This is a genomic window from Parundibacterium terreum, assembly GCF_014636315.1.
In the GTDB taxonomy this organism is placed as follows: domain Bacteria; phylum Pseudomonadota; class Gammaproteobacteria; order Burkholderiales; family Burkholderiaceae_D; genus Undibacterium; species Undibacterium terreum.
Map to the genome: position 1 here is coordinate 583,620 of NZ_BMED01000002.1, position 24,691 is coordinate 608,310.

Genomic DNA, 24,691 nt, shown 5'->3' on the forward strand with positions numbered 1-24,691 from the left:
CCTTTGTGTTTTATATATTCACCATTGATATGGTGAACCACCACTTTTATTCATATTACAAGATATGTCAAGTTGACATATTAGTTCAATATGAAAATATTGGTTCGAATAAAACGGGTGTGGTCATAGTGCTACGTTGGATAATAACAACGCAGACTTCCGCCGCAATCTGCCGGCAGGTGGGTGGCGTGGCATCAGATCTGCTGCCAATATGCAGGAGCGAATTGCCGATCTCCGAGAATATTTGAACTCGCAACCGGTAATTAGCCTCGCCGGGGCAGAGTTGTTGGCAAATATGGAACTCTGCCTAGAGCTGGTGGACTATCGGGCACTGGCAAAAGCCTTTGGGCCAGCCGTTCCAATTCTAAAGTCCGTGGCGTCAGGGATGCTGCGCTAATCGAGAGAGAGAGAGAGAGAGAGAGAGAGAGAGAGAGAGAGAGAGAGAGAACCTTTAAATTTGGCGATATGCCGGCTTCCTCACGCGCAGGAGGCCGGCTCAAGATGTTTCCATTGCGGATAGCACTTGACCTAGAAAGGTCCTTTCGAAGTCTCCCTGCAGCCGCCTTGATCCGCTGCTCGGTGAGAACCAATCAGATGTCGTGTTTGCTTATAGCTGCCAGCAGTGCTACGTTTTGCGTCATACGCGTGCGCAGCATCTGCTGCCCGTCATGTTCCAGCCAGTGTGCAACCTGATCGAAGCCGTTGGTTACCTGCACCATTAGCATATCGAGATAGTTCGCGGCTTCCTCGCTGCTACTGAAACCAAAACGATCTGCGTCAGCCAACACTGCTGAACGAGAGATGTCGAAGCGCCCATTTGACAGTTGCAGTGTCAGCTTGCGCGGCGTCTCAACAGGGTTAGGCACGACATCGAAAGCTGGTGTCAAGCGCCAGCGCCGCTGTTCGTGCTTGTATACAATTGCATGATTGCGAACATGGTCATCATCATTTCCGCAAATGGCATTGAAGACCATTCGGCCAAATAGCTCACGTCTGTCCTCCTCAGGAGCTCCGATGATACGCAATGCGTCGGCCAAGCGCGGGTAGCTCCACAGATCAGTCTGCCCTAAGTTGTCCGGATACTCCGTCTGCAGCAGTGACGCTGTGCTAACGCACATCAGCCGTCGCTCTCCGACGCGATCATAACGGAGTACGCTTACGGCGCTGTGGCCTTCTTTGATCGTATGCAGTAGGGTCGATGCGAAATGAAGTCCGCTCGCAGCCCCCCATTGTTGAGCGAAGTGCTCCAGGGCGGGAATGTCAGTGATATCGCTGGAGATTCTCGGTTTGACCAGCCAATACTGTCCCTCATCGTCCCGCAGCGTCGCCTTGGGCCGGGCCCCGCCAATCGCGGCCGCCCGGATCAGTTGCCGGCGAAGTCCAAGGCTAAGCGCTGGACGCTGCTCGCTCAGCGCAGCCAATTCCCTCGCTACCAGCGGCAACTGCTGCAGTCTCGGGTAGGACGTTTGTGCTATCGAGGGAGTCGGTTTGGTGCCTACGGCGAGCGCGCCCCAACGGTCAGCGTTGCTAGCCAGAATTAGATAGCGCGCCTGATGGGTACCCTCCGGCAGGCTGTGTTCTCGTTGGAGCAGCGTCTGGCCCCAAGCATCGGGACAAGCGTCCCTTAGCACGTCGTGCAAGCCACTGTAGCGTGGCGCTGACTGGTCGTCTTCCGTCAGGAAAGGTAAATTGACCGGGTCGATCACCCACGGAAGATCCGCATGGACATAATTGTGGGTGTACCTGAAGCTACCTGTGCCAACCGCGGAACCGACTTGATACCGTCCAATAGTTAGCCATTCCCCATTGTCAGGACGCTGTAAATAAATAAACTGAGCCTTGGGAACATTTAACACCGTATTCGATCCTCCCGTTTTGTCAGTTGAACTCTGTACTGTGCTAAGAAGAGTTCATTCCTCATTCTTAGAAACATCTTCTGACTCATACACGTCAACTCCAGCGACGTTTGCGCGCTTTAGTAATAGTTCTTTGGGGCCGATTGCCGAGACATACAAGCTATCACCCTCTTCCCAACCGACTAAGGCCAGCAGTTCGTGCTGCAACTCAAGGATGCCATCGCCGCTTCCATCCCCGAGGTCAATGATATGTCCAATAAACTGGACGTGAGGGGTCTGATCGGCTGGGATAGGAGGCATATGTTGCAACAAGGTTTTGAGTAGACCAGTTGTGTCTTCGGCGGTGCTCACCCAGACAGTATTGGTTGAGTCGGAGTAGTCAACCCAGGCCTGAACAATATGGTAAGTGCTGATTTGGTATCCTGCAGCCTCTAGGGATCTGCGCATTCTGTCGATGTCTGCGGCATATGTCTGAATAAACCGAATAAACTGCCGTCGCTCTGCCAAAGTCATCGCCATAATTACCTCGCCGGGAATCAATGGATCCAAAATGAATACAACTTCATAGTTGACAAACAGTATCAACGGAGAGCGCCACTCGACCTGAAAAAGTTGTCTCTGAACTACCTTCATGAACTAAACCTTACCCTAAATTCAAAGAGGGCGAAATTTTCAGTGGAATGGCATATTTCAGCAAATGCTGAAATATGCCATTCCACTGAAAATAAAAAATCATAGCTACCCTTGGACGCTAATCCAATTGCATTCTTTTTTTGGCGTTTTTACAATTGGTCGCTTCGCAGCTCCTCCACGAGACAGCTTGTCTGCGTGGATGTATCGCACCGAATTTATTCGTTTGGAAAGTGCGGCATTTCTACTGCTGGTTTTGCCAGTGTGTAGCTGGTATACCGGGAAAGTAGGGTTGCGTAGGGCCGCCAATGCGAACACGATCACCGATTTCTGAGCTCCCAAGGAATGCTTTGTACTTGGGGCTGTGTTAAGGCGGGTAACCAGACGACTCGTTGTCACGCCAAGGCTTAGCCTAATCGCTCGCAACTAATCCTCAACGGCGTTCCGGAAACGCTGGCACATTCAAGAGCGGTCTCACCCTAACTCAGGCGATGATCCAGGGTGACTTTTTACGTTTCAACCGGATTACAAAGTTTCGAGCCGACCTACGCTACCGCAATGAGTAACGTCAGTGCAATAAGGGAGGCAACACTACCTATGTTTCTTCATTGAATTCAATTCGTGCTGGCCAGGCCAGCAGCGCAGCGACACGCAACATTATCCATTTTGCTTCTGGCTGTGACGTCCAACCCGTACTGGACAGGCGATCGTAATATTGCTGCAGAATTTCGGACTCGCTCATATGGGCGCGTTTTCCGGCCTTTGTTTCCAGGCATTTCACCTTGAATTGCTGTGCGAGATCTTCGCAAATGTCCCAACGTGCAAAGCGATCAAGAGGCGTTGTACCCGGCGAATAGAGCACTCCCTCATATTCGACAAGTTGGACTTTAGCCTGCACACCGCCGATGGAACCAGGTGTTGGTAATGGGAAGGGGAAATCGTGCGGGACTTGAGAAATGGCATTGTTGGAATCCATGATCTTCCTGTCGTTTTGAGTGCCCTGGATTTTTTGGGAATGCTACTCCATCTACGGAGCGACGTACGCACCATTTTAAAAGCATTGCGGTCTTTGTGCGAGAAGGCCGCTATCATGCGGTAGCGAAGGATACCCCGGCCGCAGCTGCGGGTCTGACTCACGTTCCATCAGCGTATTTATTCTCATCAGCATCTGCACGGGTCGGTAGAAAAGGTCGCATGGTAAGGTTGTGCAGAAATAAATTGCTCAGTTACGAGATCGAACCTACTGGTTAACGGTGTTAGTAGCTCAACGAATTAACCTCTACGCCGCGAGCAGGCGGCTACAATTGGTCTACCAATGCGAAAAACAGAAGTACAGTTGACCGAGCGCTCATCGTAGCGAACATGAGAGTGGAGGTGGTTCGTGGACGAAATCTCAGTAAGCCCTGGTGAGGACTCACCCGAGCTGGTCTTTGTCTATCTCTTGGTTAATTCCATCCATACTAGGTTCAAGATAGGACTTAGTATCGCCCCCTTGCAGCGACTACAAGCGTTCGCGACGAAAATAGATAAAGAACGGAGCATGCAAGTTTCTTGTGCGCCAACGGATGTCCGTCGTGTGGAAAAGATTTTACATATGTGGTTTAGCGATTATCGTATTGATCCGAATTTGGTTGATGACGCCAATGGCCATACAGAATGGTTCGATATCAATTGCTGGGATGAGACAATCTTATATTTACAAAGTCATCAGGAAAGGCTGCGTTGTTCTGCTCCCGCACCGCTACATGCTGGTCAAGCAATACACGATGCACGTCGACAGAGTCCTCGCAATACTAAACGAGGAAAAAGTTCAACGCGACCGAAGAAAACGTTGATCATAGAACTTGGGGCTGTCACCTCAATGGCTGATCTCATGACGAAAGCCCAGATTTCGATGAAGAGTTCGATAATCGGTAAAACGATAACTCTAAATGGCACTGAGCCTATCAACTACGAAGATCAGCAATTTGCATTCGGGCGTTTGCTATGGGAAGCAGCCGCACTTGACGAATGCGGAATTATTAAGTTAGGCAAAGTGGACCATCTGTCCTTGAGTTTTGTATTTACCAGACTGAGCGAGGAGACTTTCGATACCGATTCTCTTTATGCAATCAAGCCAACCGTTCCGCGCTACCGCGGAGATCGGCTGCCCCAAACTTCCTTGATGCCGTCCCCTTCCAAGGGTGTCTGAGTGGTAATCCAGTCGGCCAATGATTGAAAGTGGGGGGCTGGGCTACAAACATTCAGTAAGCTGACGAGCGCTTTTACGAGCGCACGCGCCTGACGTATCGCGGAATTTAGGGACGGAAGTCTACCGCAGCTCGGCGTCAGTGCAAACCGCAATGATTTCATCTAGGACCCGACTTATTTTCCCATAATTGTAGCCCTCAGCTCGACTTTCGAGATCTAAGAATTCACGCTTATATTGGTCCTTTTCCATCAGTGCCCCTTGGTAGATCTGGAGCGCTTCGTTATAACTACTCCAACGGACGGTTGCATCGCTCGGAAGATCCAGGTAGCACTCAATAGCTGCGCCTCTCCCATTGATATTTGCTAGTTGTTCCCCCTCGGGCCCAATCGTCCGGAATTTTTCGAATTCTTTAATATCGGGCAGTTTCATCATTTTCAGATTGTGTGGAAGCGAAAGCGCTTTGCATTTTTTCATGCAGCCCACTCCTTCCGCATCATTGTCAAACACGAAGACAACATTGTTCTGGATGCGGATGCTGACTAACCCCTTAGCAAAATTCAACAGATTCCCGGTACCAGAGAAGGGATAACCATCGGCCATATCAACGAAGCGAAAAAAATCACTAATCTCCGGTCGAAGGACGTCAAATGCACGACGCAAGATCTTGGCGTCTGAGCTGCCCTCTGTAACTAACAGGTATTCTGCATGTTCTGATATTCCATGTTGGATGTTTTCTCGCGCGGTCCATCCGCCCTTCACTACATCATCGAAGAACCAAACCACTGGCAAGTCGAGATTTGAGGGATTTTCGGCCAGGACGCGCAGAGCCGTCTCTGGCCTGAAGTTTTCAAGTAACGTCAGTAAGTCCTTGTTGTCAGCATCGAATCTGCTCGGAGGGCGAATCTCACGGAGCATACGCTGCACATCCATTGGAATAATTTCGCTATTCTCTGGTAGTTCTGAATGTTCGTTTCGAATGTCAGCCACGTTGACCGTTCGTAGAACGGCCATGACTTCATTGAACGATAGCGGCAATGGCTCGACAAACGAATAAGGATTAGGGCGAGCATATTCTGCTCGTGCCCGAGCGAGGGTAAAGCCCATTAACTCCAGTCTCTTTACTACCTGACGCAGTGGCCGTTCATAATGCTCTTCCGGTTTCTTCTGCCCGTAAATTGTTGAGACAACGAGGTCTTCGGCTAAAAACAGCTCGCTATGATTCGAAATGAACTCGTTCTTGCTCTCAGTTACTGTAAGCGGTCCGAGCATTAACCCTGAAAATGATCCCATTGGTTTTCTCTACATTCCTTAAGTCGATGAATATTAGCGAACAAATCGATGGGTGCACAAAGCCACTACTGCATCAGCCACTGCTCACATGAGGAATTGGTTGAAAAGCCGCGGGCGAGCGAGTCGGTAGCCTCTGGAAGAAAGCAAGAGTCTGTTTCACAAAATAAGTCATCAACGGGCTCCAATCAGCTGAAAATGCGTGTGGTAGCTCGACGATAAACTCAACGATATCGTTTCTACCGCGTGCAGAGCAACAGCTGAAAGATCCAAAGCCCTGAAGATCTTCAATTTCGAAATTAAAATATGCCAATATCGCGAATAGATTCTGGTCCGGGGCTTTTAACGGTGAAGGCAGTCTAACTCTAAAGTTTACTACATCACCTTGCTGTTCGTATTCAAACGGGATGCGTGTTTGCCGACGATAAAGTATGGTCAAAAGGCGATTGATTCTTCCAAATTTTTCAGCGAGGCCAGTGACGCTTTGTACCATAAGCTTGGATTTTTTTAGCAGGCGATCGCGACGAATATGTCGTCGAGCAGGCTCCAACGGTAGTGCGGGCCTAGGGACACCAACGTGAACTCCGCCAATATCAGGCATTGTTAAACAAAAGATCTCTAAATAGCGCAACGCGATTCCTAACGATGGCTTTGCACGTAACTCTGTTCTTCCATCTCCTTGAGGGTACGGCACTGTATATTGTGCAAGTAGAAGTAATAGCGCGCTCTCTAGTTGTTGCACGATGCTGGTCGGCGCTTGTAGATAATACGATGCTTCATAATCTACCTCACCCCAAATTCGTTGAAGCGTTTTGATTCTGTTGTGGATATTATCGGCCTTGCCGATTTTGATGTAATTCCCCTGTTTAAATTCAAGCAAGTACAAATTACTCAATTCCATTATGTGCCTCCATTCGAGGTCAATAGACTGCGGATTCATTACTTTTTTTATTGCGGTTGAATTGAGCTTTTAATAGCAGATATGCTCACAGGTGCGTCAACCTCTCTGTTCGATTACCAATGTTTATCTTGGCAATTCCGCGTCAGAGAGCTGTTCATCACACGCTGGCGTCATCTTCTGGCAGAAAATTTTTGTTCCACCCGAGGTCATACGCGCGAGGATATGCCCATTCTCATTCGTACCAAGAATACGACTAGAGACGGCCAACGATGAAATTTCTGCATTTCCCAATCCGCATTCCACATCAAATGAACTGTCAACGGGCGCTACAAGGGGCGCCGCACGGTTAATCACTTCGCATTGTGGGTGATGGTAGCTTGATGCAACCCGTGCACTGAACAGCATGGCGTTTGGCGAAACAGCGTTTAACCAAGCTGGGCTGTTGCTAGTTTCCGTTCTTGCGCCGTGATGCGAAGCAAGAAGCAATGATGTGCCCGATATGTCTAAATTATTATTACGGGCGTTTTCCAGTGCACTTCGTTCAGTCTTGCCCTCAGCGTCCCCAGGAAAAATGATGGAATTGCCTTTGTACGAGAGGCGCACAATTGCACTGTCAGCATTGGTGCTAGATCCCAGTTCGCCAGTTTGTGGATTCATGGTGGCGTTCACTGTAAGTAAATCCAATTTAGCTGCGCCGCAAGCGAATCTGGTATCGGCTTTCCTGAATTCGCCTGCATTGAACTCAATAGCTTGCGTTTTTGTTTGTGCTACCCAGTCGGTGAATGCGCGAGGGTACTCAGTTTGACTGCGTCCAATATAGAGGCTCGTGATGCTGCTCGGATCAACACCGTCTTTGTTGCGCAATAAGGAAATGTGATCCTTATCTGGATGCGACACCAGCACAGTAGCCGAGCTTGCAGCGCGCAACTTGTCGCTGAGCCAGCGCCCTACCGAAGGAAGGCTGGTTGCTCCCGCAGCACTGCTTCCGCAATCAATCAAAACAGCGCTTTGGCCATCAGGGCAAGCGACATAACTGCAGCTGCCTTGGCCAACGTCCAACAGCCAAACGTCCGTTGCTTGCTCAGGCAGTCTGCGAACGACTTCCTTTTCACGCTTTTGTAAGTCCGGTCCTGCGCAACCAGCAAGCAATGACAGACACAAAGCTGCCGAACTCCAGCAAAAACGACGACCTATCGGTGTGTTCACGTCCTACCTCCAGTCATAGAAGGGAATAGTACGATTTGATTATCAATTGATAATGCCAAAATGATATGTTACTTTGATGCTTGTGGCAATCGGTGTACATCTAAATACCTTTTGAAATTGCGTTCGAAGGGGCGGAACTGTAATTAATGACAGTGACGGTTTTTGGGAGGCGCCAGGTGATACGTGTGGGGCTTATTGTTCCAGCAAAATAAGAAATTAGGGATGAGATGAAAACCAGAATAGCGTCGATACTAGCGGCACTGCTTTGCTTTGCCGCATCACCCGTATTTGCTCAATACCAGTCGCCGGCACCAGCATCAATTCCAGCCAAACAGGCCGAGCCCGACGAAAGCAAACTGACTACCCATAATCATTACACCAATAAAGCAGGTCAGAACGTGCATTCGCCTGCCAAAACTGTTGATGGAAAAGTACCACCGGGTGCGACGGCAAAATGTGGTGACGGCACCTATAGTTTCAGCCGCAATCATCGTGGCACTTGCTCGCACCATGGGGGCGTAAGTAGTTGGCTTTAGCTGTTACCTGAAGCAGATTGTGAATCGTGGCCAGGTTCATGTTGAAATTGATACAGTCAACCTCGATAGAGCACGAATTCTATGTTCGAAGTTGATTTGGGATCAACAAGGAAAGTCGAAGTAATGCATATGTCCAGGCTTTGCCCTAGGCACGTATGTCTCATGCATGCACTACATGCATAGTGGCTTTGGTTGAAATATTCGTCCCTCTCAAAATAGCCAAATTTCAGAATAAGGAATTGTATGCAGAAAAAAAGTTTTGGAGATTACCAAACAGACATAACAGTTTTCGCTGGCGCCCTCCAAGAAATGCGCGACGCAATAGACGTATATAGTTTTAATTCAGACCAGAGGCGAATCTTCGAAAGAGCGCGAATCTTAAAGTCGTCGTTTGCGAACGACAAGAATCATTCGATTACTCATTTCCAAGACATGTTGGAATATGCGCCTTACACTTTCGAAAAATACTGGAGGCAAACCTATAACTGTGTTTTAAACCACAAGCATGCCATGGAAGAAGCAATCTGGTTTTTGTCAGTTCTTATGGCATGGGCTTACATGGAGCGATATTGGAATCACCGTGATCACCAAATTGAGGCTGGCCCTATATCTACTCTTGTTGGCATGCACTTAGGGCTGGATCCTGCATTAAGCATTCCGGAAATCACAGAGGCATATAAAGTCCATCAGTCCCTATTTAAGAGCCTCAACGAAAATAGCATTAGTAAAAAATTAGAAAATTCGCACGAAGCCCTCGCACACTCTGAAGAGCGGATATCACAACTCACAGATGGCTACGAAGAACGTCTGAAATCTGCACTTAGTCGATTTGACGAAATGCAAACACTGATCGCAAACGCTGAGACTCGGGCTACAGAGTCAGAGGAAAAAATCGCAGAATATGCCAAGCAACTAGAGAGGTATAAGGTTTCGTTTTCCTTTTTGGGTTTGACTGCGGCCTTCAGAGACTTCTTTCAACGTAAAAAGAAAGAACTGAGAAACTGGTTGGGGGCCATATTTATTTTTGGAGGCATTGCAGTCGCGATCCCAGTTTGGGCATTTTGCGGACACTTCTTTAATTCAGGGACCGCAGTTAATCAGGGTGAGGCACTTTGGCCTCGGTTAATTTTCTATTTTCCAGTAGCGGCTGTCGAGATACTCTTACTGTATTATTTTCGAGTTGCTTTGACACACTTCAACTCTGTTCAAGGCCAGATGCTGCAACTCGAACTACGTATGGCGGCCTGTGGCTTTATCGAGGAGTATGCGAAATTTGCCAAAGACAATAAGGATGGCGGCGATTTGTCGAAATTTGAGTCCTTGATTTTTGGCGGAATAGTGGCAGACGTGGATAAGATCCCTAGTACGTTTGACGGTCTTGATCAAATCATCAGCTTAATTAAGCTAGGTAAAGATAAATAATAAGTGAAGCCGTGAGTATAGGAATTGTTTGGCAGTGATCACGAACTTTCCCCCGCAAAATCGCGTCTGTTGATGTAAGGCCGACCAGTTCAAAGTTCTACTCTGTTGCTTTCACGATCGGCCTGCACCTCTAACAAGGAAAATTTCAATGACCTATATTTGTGCCAATTGCATAGGGGAACCTGTTCTACGTTCCCTATTAGTTGCCGCGATGTCTCACGAGAATTCCTGTACATATTGTGACCACGATTTTCCCTCCGTGGAGCTTTGGAAAATCGTAGAAAAATGCGACCAGGTACTTACGACATATTACGAACTATCGAGCCAGACTATGGCTGTTGTGCATTATGATCGTATCCCGGCAGGAAAAGATTTATTGACGACCATTCAAGAACTTGCAGTCGTATCCGAGTCTGCAGCAACAGATATCGTAGAAACCTTGGGACATATCTGGTACGACAATGATAGCCGTGAAAGCAAATATCCCGACGACGATTTATGGTTTGTCCTACGCTCGACCGTCGAATCGCCACTACTCACGGAATGGTCGAAGATGGAGAACAGCCTTCGGAATGAGGCTAGGTATTTAAATCCCAAGGTTACGGCATTTATGGAGTCAATATTTGGCGGGATATCAAACGCTCACACGGAAGACGGAACGCCAGTGTTAGTAGATGCAGGACCTGACACTCGTTACAGTACGTTTCACAGGGCACGCGTATTTCAATCCGACAGGGACATGGCGGAAGCCCTGCAGCATCCTGAGAAATCCCTGGGCTCGCCACCATCCGGGATCGGCTCCGGAGGCCGAATGAATGCAGCTGGACTTCCTGCGTTCTACGGAGCGACAGATGCTAAAACAGCGCTCGCTGAAGTTCGGCCACCGGTCGGAAGTTATGTCGTGGTTGCGAGTTTTTCTGTGATTCGACCTTTGAAATTATTGGATCTCAGGTTATTAGGTCAAGTTCAACTTGCGCAAAGCCTCAGCCTGTTTGACGAAGCTACACTGGTAGCAGCTCAACGGCGTGATTTCTTAAGAATGCTATCAACACGAATGACGTCGCCGGTTATGCCAGAAAATCAAGATCGAAACTATCTCATCACACAAGTTGTAGCCGACTATCTCGTCATGCATGCTCAAGCGTCGATTGACGGGATCATTTATCCCTCGGTTCAAGTTGATGACGATGGCATGGGCGAGCGCAACGCAAATGTCGTCTTGTTTCATAAAGCCGCCACCGCTATTAATGCTGACAGCGAAAATGTGACCGCCGCAGTAGACTTATGGGAGCAAGAAGAAGATGGGCCACGTGAATATTTCAAACCAAAGATCAGTTATATTCAGGTAAAACCTTTGTATCCCTATCAGCAAGCAGAGTTTCGCCCCAAGCCCGCACTCGAGTTAGTCAAAGATAGCATCGAGATTCATCGTGTAATGTCCGTTGAGATCCGCACCGATCCTACCGTTGTGGAAGTGGTGAGTGACCCGGCAAGTATTTGGGGTAGATAGACATTGCCACTGGGGACAATCTAAGCTCCTCCTGAAAAAACGAAGTTCGATAAAGTTCATCTTTGGGAAATTTGAACTTTCTTCTGTCACGGGCTTAGAACACAATTCTACTTATCGTAGTGAATAGGGAATTGGAACGATCAACGTGGCATCACTGGGCGTTGCTCCCTGCTGGCACATTCGTGACCAGGTTCTTTCAAGAGAGACCGCCAGACCGTTAGGTGAGGATGGAGCAGGCATGCCAACTAGATACTCTCGGCACGCCCCTCGTCGATCAAACTACGCTATCGGGTGCGTAGGTATTGCTTTGCTATGAACCCGTCCTTCTTCTCCCGAAACGAAGCTGGTGTAGACACTATCGCCCGGACCCGCTTGGGTATCGGTCACTGTCATAACTATTCCTTTTGGCCAGGCCTTAAGTAACTATTAATATGGATATTTTTAAGCTTTAAAACCCAATAAATGACAATACTTTTTAAATATGGATATTTATAACTAAATAACTCGCGATCGAGAATAATTGTTTATTCATATCGTTGTCGTACCAGATTTGCTGCAGGGCTTCTACGATGTCTGTTGCTGCAGACTTGGGTACAAGTGCGAGTTCCAACAGAGGTGAAAGGGGTTCCTCCGCATATAAGATTGCATTACCTAATGCGGCTGCGCGATCTGCATCTTCCGTCGCTTGAAGGGGCCAAATTATTTTCAACGACGGATTTAATGGTTCGCCAAGGTTATCGCACTCGTGATCCGGATTGTATTGATACGCACGATATTTGCGGCTCGTTTAATATCCTATCTAACTACGGACTCTCAGAAGAAAAAAGACCCGCCGTATGATAACTTTCGATTATTGAATCGAAGAGGGCGATATCTGCTCTTCCTCGCGCCATTAGCTGGGCCCCTGAAACGGCTGCGAAGATTGCGCGAGCGCGAAGCTCAGCAGGTTTTCGCTTCATTCCAGTCATCTGCAGCACTTTGTCTAGCCATGCGACGTTCACGTCCGCAAACGCTTGCACTTGCGCTTGAACCCCTGCCGGTAAGTCGTCGTATTCAGCAGTCATGAAGCTGCAAAGGCAAATACGATTTCCGTTCTCCAACGACCGGCGGAACGTTTCTGGATACCGACGCAGACATATCTCCGGTTTGCCAGCTTCCATTGCTATCGCCTCCAAGGTCGTTGCTGAATCATCAGTATAGCGTCGCGCCACTGCAGTAGCCAAATCGGCCTTACTTGGAAAATGATGATAAAGACTTGCCGCCTTGATACCCACTTGCTCGGCCAAAGTACGCAGATTTAACCCCCCATAGCCATGGGCCTGCGCAATACGCGTGGCTGCGGCAAGAATCTTTTCGCTAGAGCTAGCGCTCGCATTGCTACTCAAGATGATGTCCTCAAAAAAATTGGTTGACGAGAGCAAGTATAGCGCATATTGTTTAGCCTAACGAACGTTAGTTAGTTTTTAAACCGCTACCGTTTTATGGGGGATTCCATTTACTTCAGGAGCATTCAATGACATCTAGCGCTACCAACAACGGCCCCACTATGACGGTCTATGACTTTCCGGTCGGCCCCTATCCGACGCGCGTTCGAATCGCGGTCGCAGAAAAGAAATTGCAAATGAAAATCCGGTTCGAGCTGGTCGATTTGTACAAGGGCGAACACAAGAAGCCAGAATTCATCGAGCAAAGAAATTACTCTGGAACGCTGCCGGTGCTCGAATTGGCGGACGGCACGCTGATAGCCGAATGCACTGCCATCACCCAGTATCTCGATACGCTAGATGGGTCACCCAGCCTCACTGGCACCGCGCCTCTGGAACAGGGGATCATTCATATGATGAACAAGCGGGCCGAAATCGAATTGCTTGACGCTATTAGCGTATATTTTCACCATGGGACACCAGGCTTGGGTCCGTTGGTGGAGCTGTATCAAAATCCAGAATGGGGATTCCGTCAGCGCGATAAGGCGCTTCGCGGCATGCATTACTTTGACAAAGTGCTCCAGCGGCAACCTTTCATTGCTGGCGACAAATTCTCGATGGCTGACATTACCGTCATCGGTGGTCTAGTATTTGCTGCTATCGTAAATCTGGACATTCCGCCCGAATGCAGAGCCTTGCTTTCATGGTACGAACGGATGAGACAGCGCGAGAGCGTTGCAACCCAACCGGCGTTTTCTAGTTAAGAGGGCTTGTGAGAAGTTGCGAAGTGAAGATGGGGCGGACGTTGCGTGGAACGACATGCAAACGTCCGCTGCTGGCCGGTTAAGACTCTAGGTAAATGTCTTTCTATGAGCGTTGCCGACCTAGAGAGCACAATCTCATTGATGCCGCTACGGATTCATAAGTGGCAGGTGAACATACTAATTCCATGCAGACTAAAAAGACATTTAATGGCAATCGCCCGCGCGAAGCCGTGGCAGGCATTTTCGCAATTCGTCGATTCGCGAGATAGTTTCCTAACTTTCGAGTACGTGCGCATCCTCACCATGCGCATGAATCCTGCGTCTCTCGCGAATAGAGGGGAGCGGCAACGTACATTGAAGCACGTGGCAATTCGAAAGGCCATTCTTATGCAGTTGAAACGCCACTTTGATGCAAGTGAAAAAGCGAATCGTATGCAGGACAAAAAGCTACTTCTACGCATATAAAATAGCCACGAATTTCTGTCTCTAGAAATAGATATTTTTCCGTCCAAAAAAACAAGACATTTGAAAGTGGATGCGCAGGCAGAAAAATAGCCGCTTGGTGGCAAACCAAAAAGCTAAATAGTGGTACTGTCGAATTCTATTTCGCGGCAACGCTATGCGACAGAGTGGCAATGACTTTTGCATCCTGTTGGCAAAGATTGCGCGTACTGGAAGGCATAGTCCATTCCAAATTAATGGCAAGCATGATGCAAATATCCACTCATGGCTTCAAGCTGAAGCGTTCCACCACGAAATCGACGAAGCTGCGCAGCTTAGGCGACATACGGTGATCACGTAGGTAGATGAGGTTCAACGGCCGGGCCGGCGGCGTGTATTCAGGGAGTAGGCGAACGAGATGGCCGTCCTCGATATCCTTTGACAGCATTATCTCAGGCAACATGACAATGCCCATGCCAGCGAGCGCAGCCTGGCGTAACCCTTGAGCGCTGTCGACCTGCATCCGGCCCGAAATCGGCACGCTGATTTCGCCCTCTGGACCGGTCATGCGCCAGGATGCCTGTGCCGATCGCCACTCGGACCGCGAGGAATAGGTATAGGCCAAACAATCGTGCTGAGCAAGATCCGCCGGTCGGCGCGGTTCGCCACGCTTCGCTAGATAATTCGGTGCGGCGCAAATCATCAATCTATACGGTGCAAGCGGGCGGGCAATTAGGTCGGAACTCTGAAGGTTGCCAAGGCGGATCGCCGCCTCGAATCCGTCCTCAGCCAAATCCACGACAGCGTCGGTGATGACCACGTCGAGATCGACTTTGGGATAACGCGCCGTATAGTCGGCGAGCGCGGGTATCAATCGTTCTGTGCCGAAAGTCGCAGATGCGGTAACCCGAAGCCGCCCTTTGGGACTGGTCTGCGTTTCGAGTGCAAGGGCATCGGCATCCGCAACGAGACTGAGGATCTCAATGCATCGTTCGTAATAGGCCTTGCCGAATTCGGTCAGATTTTGCCGCCGCGTGGTCCGATTGATGAGGCGTGTACCGAGATGATCTTCTAGCGCCTGCAAATGGTTGCCCACCATGGTTGGCGAAAGGTCGCGTTCCGCTGCCGCCGCCGTCAGACTCCCCGTATCCACTACACGGATGAAGATAGCCATAGCCTTGAAGATGTCCATTGCCAATATTTTCTGGGTAGTCATCAAATAAAATGGCAGTTTATATAATTTTTCAGGGTAATACAATGAGATTGGAATTAGTCAGCGGTTTTCGTGGCGACCATTCTCCAACAAGAAAACAATCTCTGGGCCCCTCTTCTCATGTCTTATCTGAAACCGAATCAATCAACATCGCCGCGCCTGACCTTGATAGCCACCAGTCTAGGCTTCGTCCTCGTCATTCTCGACGTCACAGTCGTGAACGTTGCGCTGGAAAGGATCCAAGCGTCGCTCAGCACCAACGTGACCGGTTTGCAATGGATCATTAACGCTTACACGCTGGTCTTTGCGAGTCTGCTGCTAACGGCAGGTGCCCTTGGTGACCGCTTCGGTGCCAGACGAATCTTCGTCATAGGTTTTGCGTTGTTTACCATTGCGTCACTGGCCTGCGGCATGGCGGGCACAATCAGTTCCCTCATTGCCAGCCGCGTCGTCCAAGGAATGGGTGCGGCACTTTGTGTACCAGCCTCGTTGGCGTTGCTTAGCGCTAGCTTTCCGGATGCGACCTCTCGTGCCCGAGCCGTGAGTATTTGGGCTGGCGTTGGAGGCTTGGCTCTTGCGGCCGGGCCGGTTGTTGGCGGCATCATGGTGGATCGCTTCGGTTGGCCGAGTATCTTCTTCCTCAACCTACCACTTGGGCTCCTAGGCATCTGGTTGACTTTATCCTATGCGCCGTCGGGTTCAAAGACACCGAACCGTGGATTGGACCTCGCCGGGCAAGTACTGGCGATTCTCGCGCTAGGTGGGCTCACCCTCGGCTTCGTCGAGAGCGGCGCACTCGGCTGGACGCATCCGCTAGTCCTGTCAGGTTTTGCCTGTTTCTCGGTGGCCGGCGCGTTGTTCCTATTGGCAGAAGCCCTTGGCGCGGACCCTATGCTGCCGCTGTCATTGTTTCGCTCGTCAGTGGTGAGCGCATCCTGCGTCGTTGGACTCCTCACCAACTTCGCCTACTACGGGCTTATGTTTGTGTTTAGCCTGTTCTTCCAGGCGACAAAGGGGTATTCACCGTTGATGACCGGACTAGCTTTTCTGCCGATGACGGTACTTGTAACCGTCGCCAATTTGATTTCTGGTCGGCTGACCGCGCGGTTCGGGCCGCGGCTACCCATGGTGATGGGGCAGGCGCTAGCTGCCTGCGGTTACTTAACTTTAGCAGGCATCGACGGCAGAACCCCCTACAGCGTCATCGTCTGTCCATTGCTAGCGGCGGGCATCGGTGTGGCGTTGACAGTCCCCGCGATGACGGCTGCTGTTCTCGCCAGTGCCGATAGGCAACGGACAGGTATTACCTCTGGAGCGTTAAACTCTGCGCGCCAGACGGGGGGCGTCATCGGCGTCGGGGTATTCGGATCGTTGGTCGCAGGAGGACCGGAAAAACTCCTTGCGGGTATGCATGTCGCGCTAATCATGGCGGGTCTCGCACTTGGCATCGGCGCCATCATCAGCTTTGTAGGTATTAGAATACGATTGATTACCAAATCAGCGTCACTGCCCGTAGAAATGATTACCAAGGGCGAAACCAATTGAAGGTTCGAGTTCACATGCTCAGAATCCCGAGAGCGACGCTTCGATTCTCATTGCTTATTTGATTTCCTAAGTATGGCCTAGTGGTGTGAATAGCCACGTCATAGTAACTTCCTTAACATGACCCGAAACGAAGCGGTCAACACCAGCGAGTGCGGTCAGCGCATTCCAGCGCGGGTGGTCAGTGCAAACCGGAATGACGGTCAACGATCACCAGCGCCTGCTTTATATACGATGTTTCTTTACTCGTTATCAGCCAACAGCTTTTGCACCGGATAGTGTTTTTTCACTATTGGGGATTTAAGCACTATAAAGCTAAAATATTTTGTAATGGCTAGGTTCTGCTCTAAAAGATCGTCAATAATTGCCTGATATTCCGCAATCCCAGAGGTCATAAATTTAACCAGGTAGTCGAAACCTCCGCTCACCAGATGAACTTCCATTACCTCGTCAAGGCTTCGCGCTGCCGCTTCAAATCGAATGAAATCTTCTCTTCGATGGCTGGAAAGTGTAATTTGCGTGAAGACGACCTGCGGATCCGCTAATTTCGCTAAATCTATCTGAGCGCCGTAACTGCTTATATAGCCCGCAGCTTCAAGCTTACGAACCCGCAAAAGGCAGGGGCTGGACGACAGTCCTACAACGTCAGCCAAATCGCTGTAACTAATTCGTCCGTTGCGTTGCAGCTCACTTAGAATTCGGACGTCAATACGATCTAGCTTAGGAACCCTTGTCATCGCTACCCCTTGTTTATTTAATTAGGACTTATCGCGCAGAGCCTCCTGATGAGCCTTTGCCATTTCTGCCATGCTAGTGAATTTAAAATCATAATGCGGCATCGAAGCAGGACGCTGGGTGGCGCCGAATCCTTCTTGAGCATGGCGACGATAGATCCATGCTGATGCAATACCGAAATTATTGGCTGGCAGATGGTCATGGAACAGGCTTTCAGCCGTATGCAAAATTTCGTGCTTCTGAATTCCCTCTGCCGCCAATTTTTCCAGCATGTACTCGAAATTCTTTGGATTTGGTTTGTACGAGCCGACATCTTGCGCAGTGAAAATATGATCGAACTCCACCTGCAGCCGTGTATTACTTCCTTTGAAGCTCTCCCGATCGACATTGGACAGTATCACTAATTTATAATATTTCTTCAAGTATTGCAGCGCAGCAGCCGAGTCAATAAACGCAGGCCAATTGACGACGGATGCACCAAACACTGCCCCTTCCTCTTGTGTAGCGGTTGTACCCCATTCCTTTGCGACACGGGAATGCACCACGCCAAGCAGTTCGGAATAAATCATTCCCGGTGTCAAGGCTTCTTGATCTGCTTCATGGCGCGCGTGCGTCTCCAGAATCTCATCCCTTGAGAGCGATTTTCCAATTCGCTCCACCAAAGGTTGATAAGCAGTCCAGATGCCGGTTTCCCAATCGATCAGCGTGCCGTAGCAGTCGAATGTCAGTGCTTTGAAATCAGTTAATTGCATTTTGAATCTCCTTGGTGGTTAGAACATCGTTTAGTGATTTCGTAAATTTGACTATCAGCTGATCTATCTCAGCCGGGGTACAGCAGAGCGGCGGCGCGAACCCGATAATGTCGTCGCCAAAAGCTCTAAAGATCAATCCGTTCTGATAGCCTGCCGCCAAAATCTTCTCGCCTAATTTCAAAGAGCGATCCGGTTTTGTTTTCAATGCTTTGTTGGTTACAAGTTCGACGCCAGCTAGCAATCCACGTGAACGGACCTCACCTACCAACGGATGGTCAATCAGCTTGCCAAGCTGATTTCCAAAATATTCTCCGACCTTCCGGCCATTCTCCAAAATTCCACCTTCTTGATAGAGCCGCAAGACTTCAAGTCCGATTGCAGCGCTGACAGGGTGACCAGAATAAGTAAATCCGTGCCCCACCAATTCACCGGAAGGCAGGCCATCGGCAATAGCACGGTAGATATGATCTGCAATAAACACGGCACCCATTGGCGCATATCCGGCGGTCAATCCCTTAGCAACGGTCATGAAGTCGGGAGAAACACCTTCGGCATCACAAGCAAACATTGGACCGGTGCGGCCGAAACCCGTTATGACTTCGTCGACCACAAACAGAATCCCCAATTCTTTACAAGCGCGCTGCATCGCCGCCAACCACCCCACAGGCGGTATGATGACTCCACCAGAGCCTTGGATGGGCTCGCAAAAGAAAGCTGCCACGTTCTCTGGGCCAAGTTCCGAAACTTTCTCTTTTAGCTGCGTGACTGAAAGCGCGATAATTTCATCGTCACTCTGTGCATCACTGTTGCGATAAGGATAGTACGAAGGAATATGGTGCTGAGATGGCAAAGGAAGGTCAAACCCGTTATGGAATGCCGGCAGTGCAGTAAGCCCCGAGCCCGTCGAACTTGATCCGTGATACCCGCGCTGCAAGGAAATAAAGTGCTTTTTGTCAGGCTTCCCAGTAACGTTAAAGTAAAGCTTGATGAAGCGTATGACTGTATCTACAGCGTCCGAGCCTCCCAAGGTAAAAAATACCTTGTTCAAATTGCCAGGCGCTATGTCAGCTAGTGCCGCCGCCAGTTTAACTGCCGGTTCTGAGGCATATCCAAAATATCCGGTCGCGTAGGGTAATCGGCGCATTTGCTCTGCCGCCGCTTGGACAATTGACTCATGACCGTAGCCTACGTTTACACACCATAAGCCGGAGAATCCGTCCAGAATATCGTTTCCCTCGGCATCCCTCAGCCATGCTCCCTTGCCACTGGAAAGCAATTTTGCATTGCTGTGCTCCTGGTCCAACCAGGAACTCACAGGATGTATCCAGTGCTGCCGGTTTTTCTCGCGCATTGCGTCGATATTCATTGCGATCTCCATCTCATGTAATGGAGTCAGTATAGGTATAGTCGACACGCCTTTTCATGTGTCTTGATATCTCCAAAAAGCAAAAATTGCCGAAGTTACGGTCAGTTCCGGAAGATTTTGCTTTACGAAAGGCATCCAAAATGCATGCGTAGTCAAAATTAAATGAAAAAAACCTGTAGCTTCAGAGCTACAGGTAAATCCCTTTGTACCAGAAAGGGATGGAGACTCAGTGGCAATTATCCGCGCAAGAACTGGCTTCGACTGGCCTTTCATCCAGTTTGGGAAAGGTTCGAGCAGACGTGACGGATAGAACGACGGCGAACTAAATCACTTTTGCATCAAATTAGAAAAAGTGACGCATACCTAAGTTGAAAGCACTGTTTCCGGAACCAAGCTCGGTGCCATTTCCTACTATGTAGGTTGCGCCATTCTTATTACTGATGTGTGCATAGGCGGTATAGAGTTCGGTGCGCTTGGACAGGTTGTATATGTAGCCAAGTCCGAATTGATGCGCATCGCGATTTGCGCCTGACTTATCATTCTTCGCGACATAGGACGCAAGGATGCGACTCGCACCAAATGGAACAGTCACGCCTATCAGCCCATCCTGGGTATTGGTGGTTCCTAATCCCTTATTTTGAGCATAGGCGGCATGTAACTTCACCGGACCAAAATTGTAGGCACTGGCAAGCAGCAGATTTTTTGCATTGTCGGTGCCAGTAGCGTTTGTAGCATTGTTGAAGCTAAATTTGATCACGAGGGGGCCGTTCACATAGCCCAATGAACCACCAGAGGCACGGCTCGCAGTGATATTGCCGGCTACTTCACCAAATGAATAAGATAGCTCGCCCGTCACACCGCCGATTGTCGGGGTTGTGTAAAGCGCCATATTATTCGCGCGGCCTGGATTCGCCATCAAATTTGTCGCCGTCCCTGCATACCCTGTGACAAAAGGATCTGCGACGGTGAGAAGCGTCCAGTAATAGGGGGTGTATTGCCGACCTAGTGTGACCGAGCCTGGGGATCCTGTTAATCCGACATAGGCTTGACGTCCAAATGCGAGTCCCCCTTGAGCTGATGCTCCTGAATCCATCAATATGCCTGCCTCCAGCACGTATTTTGTAGACATACCGTCACCGAGGTCCTCAGTCCCCCTAAAACCTACCCGCGAACCGTAACCGACCCCGCTGGTCAATTTTGTGATGGAGCCTGCGGCGCTCCCATTTTCAACCACCAATCCCATGTCCGCGACGCCATATACCGTGGTCGACGACTGCGCCAGTGCAGCCTGCGCGCTCCCCCCCAATATTGCAAACAACAATGCACTCTTCTTCATATTCATTCCCTGTATTTGAATACTTCAGCTTTTTTATGATGACCGGAGACCGGCTCTAGGTTGTTTGGTTTTGGTTGGAATTCAGTTTGGAAAACCACTGACCAAATACCCGCAAAACTTCGCATCCATCGTATGGAGTGAATTCCTCCGCTTCACGTAAAAGGTTTAACGTGATGCAGGTCTTGCCGTTCTGCCTGATAGGCACATTCATTGCGAATTCGAGACCCAGTGAAGAAAGCAGGTCGTAGTCGGCAAAAGCTGCAGCCATGCTCTGCGGTGTTGAAGCGAAAAATACTTCGCCTCTAGCGATGACATGCATGGCCCAATCGCTTTCCATTAGCCTTTTTTCCCCACCAACCGGGTAATTAATTGCGTCTGTCGAAAACACTCGCCTAACTAGGTTCTTTTCCCAATCGACGGCAAGCACACTAAACATGCCGAAGGACACCCTCGCCGCAATTGCGGAAGTGAGAGTCGATGCTTGTTCAGGCCGCATCTCGTACAGAGATCGCGACAATATTAGTTTTTGATTCATCATTTCTGTTTCCGTTACGACTCACTACGCCAGATTTCTCAGTTTTTGACGGACAGAAACCGTCTGCCTTGATCCGCATGATGACGATTAGTGCCAGTGCTATGACCATTTCTCTCACTGACGCAACCTGGACCGCATTGAGAGATGGAATTGCCCCGGCAAGGAAGCGAGTCGATTCGAGCAATGCAACAACGAAGATGGCACCAATGATTGCCCCTTTAACCCTGGTGTATCCGCCAGTCGTGGCAGCCAGGAATATGTATATGGTTAGCAACGGAATGAAACTATCTGGCGCAATGAAACTTGTAAGATGTGCATACATGGCGCCTGCTAGGCCAGTCACTAGGGCACCTATAAAGAATGCATTTAATTTGAATCGAAGAACCGGCTTTCCTGCGACCGCCGCCACCTGTTCGTCATCGCGTATTGCGCGAAGTGCTCGGCCAAACGGGGACCTGAAAAGTCGCGTGAGTGCAAATGCAGTCAACCCTGCTATTGCCCAGACAAGTGCCAGATAAAAATAACTGAACAGATCGCCCAGCTCCGCCTTCAATGGAGAGCGAATCCCAGAAATTCCGTCACTACCACGTGTCAACCAGGTCTCGTTCATCGCAATTACCCGGACCACTTCTGCAAATCCGAGCGAAACAATGGCCAAATAGTCTCCGCGCATTTTTCGCGTTACGAATGTCAATGCCACGCCGACCATACCCGCAATAACGGCAGAGGCGAGCCAGGCGAGCGCAATCGGCAGCCCTCTCTCAGTCAAAATCGCCGAAGCGTAGGCGCCCACGGCAAAAAAACCAACTAAACCAAGATTCACCATGCCGCCCTGGCCCCAAATCGTGACCAGCCCTAACGACAACATCGCATAGATGCCGGCTACTGTTGCTACAAATATGAGATATGAGGTCATCGTTTTGCTCCCGCGAATCCTGAGAAAAGCCCTGCAGGCTTAACAAGTAAGATCAATACGATAGACAGAAAGGCGACTGCAGTTTGGTACACAGGAGCCACAACCATCACTGACACCTCACTAGCTACCCCAATCAAGAGCGCACCAAATATCGCCCCGCTCAGGCTAGACAAGCCACCGACAACACTCGCTGCAAAAATTAACAGCATCAAGCGCCCGCCAGTAGAAGGGTCGGCGCTGGTGTCGATCGCTAATAGGGCGCCACCAATTCCGGCAAGGCCCATCCCAATAAAAGTCGCCACAGCAGATAGATTCGTCGGACTAATGCCTTTTAGTCGAGCCAGATCCGGGTTGTCCGCGACTGCACGCATCGCTTTGCCTAGGCGAGTAAGCGAGAAAAATGCGGCCAAGACGCTAGCGATCACCAGTGCAATCAGCAAGTTCTGTGCTTGCTGGGGGCCGATTCTGAAATCAGCGAAATGAATGTCACGGGCAATATCGAATTCGTAACTATTCAGGCCGTTACCAAAAATAAACCTGAATGCGTTTTCGAGAATGAGGTTGAGCGCAATTGAAACGATCGCCACCATAAGCGGAGTGTTTGCCGTGATTCTTTTCCGCATTGGAAATAATGCAAGGCGATCACCGAGCACGCCAAGCAGCCCTGCAAATACGAATGACACCGCTACACAGGGCACCAATGACCAATGTCCATAGCTGTTAGCGAGCCAACCGGCATATGCGCCGGCAGTCATCTGTGCAGCAATACTGAAATTGACGAAACCGAGAACACTGAAAATCAATGTTAATCCTAGCGCTGGGAGCGCAAGTACCGCTCCCAGCATCAGGCCATTGATCACGTGTTGAAATATGTCCGAGACCATGATAATGCCTTAATGAAATTGATTAGCCCCGACTAGGCGACTTTGACAGTGACTATCTTTCCTGCACGAATTTGCTCGTAGCGGAAGTAGACGCCCTTAACATCGCCGTTTTCTTCGAATTCGCACGGACCGCTGGCGCCGAGATAGGTCACTGACTTTTTGGAAGCGAGCAGTTTTACGCCATCCTGGAAGCTGTTCACCGCTACAGGGGCACCGCTGATAGGATGAGAAAATAAATGAATGCTGTCTCGCACGGCCGTACCGCTCACGGCATTAGCATTTGCTAACGCCAGCGCAACCAAATTGACATGGTCATACACCTGGCAGCTATAGGAGTCCAACGCGTCCAGCTTCATCTTCGCTATAAGATTGGCGTACGCGCGGGAGCTGACCGCCGCGGACGGGACCAAAGAATAAGTTCCCTCAAGAACTTCCTTCTGAACGCCCTCCACCAGCTTCTGATTGACACCGAACGAGAATCCCAGGCGCTTTCCTGAGTAACCGGCTTTGTATAAATCCTTCAGCACAACAGCCGTGTCAGGTACGTAACCACCGAGAATAATTGCGTCAGGATTGTTCTTCAATGCCTGATCGACCTCGGAACGGTAGCTCGTTTTTTTGTCTTCGTAAATGAGACCGCTACACTTCCCGCCATTCTTGGCAACTATCCGGCCGATGATGTCGATATAGGACTGTGCGAATGGCGTTTGAGGACCAAGGAAAAAAACATTCTTGGCCGCGAGTTCAACTGCAAAATTTCCGACACGTGTGCCTTGCAGAGTCACAGTAGGAGAGGTGCGAAAGATGTAGCCTTGATGGGGCAGTTTCGTAATACTGTCCGCCCCCGACGAGGTTAGAAGGACCGTTTTTGATTCCCAGCACAATGGCGCGACCGCGGAAGTAACAGCGGACGCATAGCTTCCGCAGACTGCTACGACTTTGTCTACATCGATCAGTTTGCGCACAGCCCGTACCGCAGCTTCCGGATTACTTTGGTCGTCTTCAATGACAATTTCTACTTTACGACCGAGGACTCCACCGGCGTCATTGATTTCCTGGACTGCTAAGCTAGCAGCTTTGCCCATCGTCATACCAAACTGGCTGGTTGCCCCTGTCAAAGGGATTAGTACCCCGATTTTGATTGGGCCTTTGTCCTGGCCAAAAACGAGAGCAGGCAATGCCATTGCACTAAGCCCCAATCCGCTATAAACCATGAACTCTCTTCTAGTGCTCTTCATTTGATA

General features: G+C 49.7%; 22 protein-coding genes. 6 read left to right on the forward strand and 16 right to left on the reverse strand.

Features of this window, described 5'->3' with window-relative positions:
- Window positions 1-590: 590 nt before the first annotated feature.
- From IEW12_RS11695 to IEW12_RS11705, 3 genes are all read right to left on the reverse strand, one after another.
- Window positions 591-1,856 (reverse strand): type II toxin-antitoxin system HipA family toxin, encoded by a 1,266-nt coding sequence (locus IEW12_RS11695; protein ID WP_188566218.1) that lies wholly within the window; start codon window positions 1,854-1,856, stop codon window positions 591-593.
- 54 nt (window positions 1,857-1,910) lie between these two features.
- The gene (locus tag IEW12_RS11700) at window positions 1,911-2,489 is read right to left on the reverse strand and encodes a hypothetical protein (RefSeq protein WP_188566861.1); all 579 of its coding nucleotides are present in this window, start codon (window positions 2,487-2,489) and stop codon (window positions 1,911-1,913) included.
- 592 nt (window positions 2,490-3,081) lie between these two features.
- Window positions 3,082-3,462 (reverse strand): hypothetical protein, encoded by a 381-nt coding sequence (locus tag IEW12_RS11705; RefSeq protein ID WP_188566219.1) that lies wholly within the window; start codon window positions 3,460-3,462, stop codon window positions 3,082-3,084.
- Window positions 3,463-3,867: 405 nt separating this feature from the next.
- Here IEW12_RS11705 and IEW12_RS11710 point away from each other — a divergent pair, with 405 nt between their 5' ends.
- Window positions 3,868-4,677, forward strand: coding sequence for a GIY-YIG nuclease family protein (locus IEW12_RS11710; RefSeq protein ID WP_188566220.1), 810 nt, complete (start codon window positions 3,868-3,870; stop codon window positions 4,675-4,677).
- Between the two features lie 120 nt (window positions 4,678-4,797).
- Here IEW12_RS11710 and IEW12_RS11715 read toward each other — a convergent pair whose 3' ends face one another.
- From IEW12_RS11715 to IEW12_RS11725, 3 genes are all read right to left on the reverse strand, one after another.
- Window positions 4,798-5,967, reverse strand: coding sequence for a HEPN/Toprim-associated domain-containing protein (locus tag IEW12_RS11715; RefSeq protein WP_188566221.1), 1,170 nt, complete (start codon window positions 5,965-5,967; stop codon window positions 4,798-4,800).
- Window positions 5,968-6,040: 73 nt separating this feature from the next.
- Window positions 6,041-6,865: a GIY-YIG nuclease family protein gene (locus IEW12_RS11720; RefSeq protein ID WP_188566222.1), complete on the reverse strand. Its 825-nt coding sequence runs from the start codon at window positions 6,863-6,865 to the stop codon at window positions 6,041-6,043.
- 123 nt (window positions 6,866-6,988) lie between these two features.
- Entirely contained in the window at window positions 6,989-8,071 is a 1,083-nt protein-coding gene (locus IEW12_RS11725) for a ComEC/Rec2 family competence protein (protein ID WP_188566223.1), read from the reverse strand.
- 227 nt (window positions 8,072-8,298) lie between these two features.
- Here IEW12_RS11725 and IEW12_RS11730 point away from each other — a divergent pair, with 227 nt between their 5' ends.
- The 3 genes from IEW12_RS11730 (at window position 8,299) to IEW12_RS11740 (ending at window position 11,539) form a co-directional block, all read left to right on the forward strand.
- The gene (locus IEW12_RS11730; protein ID WP_188566224.1) at window positions 8,299-8,607 is read left to right on the forward strand and encodes a DUF3761 domain-containing protein; all 309 of its coding nucleotides are present in this window, start codon (window positions 8,299-8,301) and stop codon (window positions 8,605-8,607) included.
- Window positions 8,608-8,850: 243 nt separating this feature from the next.
- A complete protein-coding gene (locus tag IEW12_RS11735; RefSeq protein ID WP_188566225.1) occupies window positions 8,851-10,029 on the forward strand; it encodes an AAA family ATPase in 1,179 nt (392 codons plus the stop codon).
- A gap of 331 nt (window positions 10,030-10,360) precedes the next feature.
- Complete coding sequence (locus tag IEW12_RS11740; protein WP_188566226.1) at window positions 10,361-11,539, forward strand: RES family NAD+ phosphorylase; 1,179 nt, start codon at window positions 10,361-10,363, stop codon at window positions 11,537-11,539.
- Window positions 11,540-12,342: 803 nt separating this feature from the next.
- On the opposite strand, the gene IEW12_RS11745 is transcribed toward IEW12_RS11740, so the two are convergent.
- A complete protein-coding gene (locus tag IEW12_RS11745; protein WP_188566227.1) occupies window positions 12,343-12,924 on the reverse strand; it encodes a TetR/AcrR family transcriptional regulator in 582 nt (193 codons plus the stop codon).
- Between the two features lie 128 nt (window positions 12,925-13,052).
- On the opposite strand from IEW12_RS11745, the gene IEW12_RS11750 reads away from it, so the two are divergent.
- Entirely contained in the window at window positions 13,053-13,727 is a 675-nt protein-coding gene (locus IEW12_RS11750) for a glutathione S-transferase (protein WP_229751059.1), read from the forward strand.
- Between the two features lie 724 nt (window positions 13,728-14,451).
- Here IEW12_RS11750 and IEW12_RS11755 read toward each other — a convergent pair.
- Window positions 14,452-15,360 (reverse strand): LysR family transcriptional regulator, encoded by a 909-nt coding sequence (locus IEW12_RS11755; RefSeq protein WP_188566228.1) that lies wholly within the window; start codon window positions 15,358-15,360, stop codon window positions 14,452-14,454.
- Window positions 15,361-15,453: 93 nt separating this feature from the next.
- Here IEW12_RS11755 and IEW12_RS11760 point away from each other — a divergent pair, with 93 nt between their 5' ends.
- Entirely contained in the window at window positions 15,454-16,926 is a 1,473-nt protein-coding gene (locus IEW12_RS11760; RefSeq protein WP_188566229.1) for an MFS transporter, read from the forward strand.
- Between the two features lie 239 nt (window positions 16,927-17,165).
- On the opposite strand, the gene IEW12_RS11765 is transcribed toward IEW12_RS11760, so the two are convergent.
- The 8 genes from IEW12_RS11765 to IEW12_RS11800 form a co-directional block, all read right to left on the reverse strand.
- Entirely contained in the window at window positions 17,166-17,660 is a 495-nt protein-coding gene (locus IEW12_RS11765) for an Lrp/AsnC family transcriptional regulator (RefSeq protein ID WP_188566230.1), read from the reverse strand.
- Between the two features lie 21 nt (window positions 17,661-17,681).
- Window positions 17,682-18,410, reverse strand: coding sequence for a haloacid dehalogenase type II (locus IEW12_RS11770; protein ID WP_188566231.1), 729 nt, complete (start codon window positions 18,408-18,410; stop codon window positions 17,682-17,684).
- Entirely contained in the window at window positions 18,397-19,776 is a 1,380-nt protein-coding gene (locus tag IEW12_RS11775; protein ID WP_188566232.1) for an aminotransferase class III-fold pyridoxal phosphate-dependent enzyme, read from the reverse strand. The genes IEW12_RS11770 and IEW12_RS11775 overlap by 14 nt, the downstream gene beginning before the upstream one ends.
- A 343-nt stretch (window positions 19,777-20,119) precedes the next feature.
- Window positions 20,120-21,112: a porin gene (locus tag IEW12_RS11780; protein WP_188566233.1), complete on the reverse strand. Its 993-nt coding sequence runs from the start codon at window positions 21,110-21,112 to the stop codon at window positions 20,120-20,122.
- 55 nt (window positions 21,113-21,167) lie between these two features.
- On the reverse strand, window positions 21,168-21,650 hold the full coding sequence (locus IEW12_RS11785; RefSeq protein ID WP_188566234.1) for a hypothetical protein: 483 nt from the start codon (window positions 21,648-21,650) through the stop codon (window positions 21,168-21,170).
- Window positions 21,598-22,563: a branched-chain amino acid ABC transporter permease gene (locus IEW12_RS11790; protein ID WP_188566235.1), complete on the reverse strand. Its 966-nt coding sequence runs from the start codon at window positions 22,561-22,563 to the stop codon at window positions 21,598-21,600. The genes IEW12_RS11785 and IEW12_RS11790 overlap by 53 nt, the downstream gene beginning before the upstream one ends.
- Window positions 22,560-23,447 (reverse strand): branched-chain amino acid ABC transporter permease, encoded by an 888-nt coding sequence (locus IEW12_RS11795; RefSeq protein ID WP_188566236.1) that lies wholly within the window; start codon window positions 23,445-23,447, stop codon window positions 22,560-22,562. The genes IEW12_RS11790 and IEW12_RS11795 overlap by 4 nt, the downstream gene beginning before the upstream one ends.
- A gap of 32 nt (window positions 23,448-23,479) precedes the next feature.
- Window positions 23,480-24,685 (reverse strand): ABC transporter substrate-binding protein, encoded by a 1,206-nt coding sequence (locus IEW12_RS11800; RefSeq protein WP_188566237.1) that lies wholly within the window; start codon window positions 24,683-24,685, stop codon window positions 23,480-23,482.
- Between the last annotated feature and the right edge of the window lie 6 nt (window positions 24,686-24,691).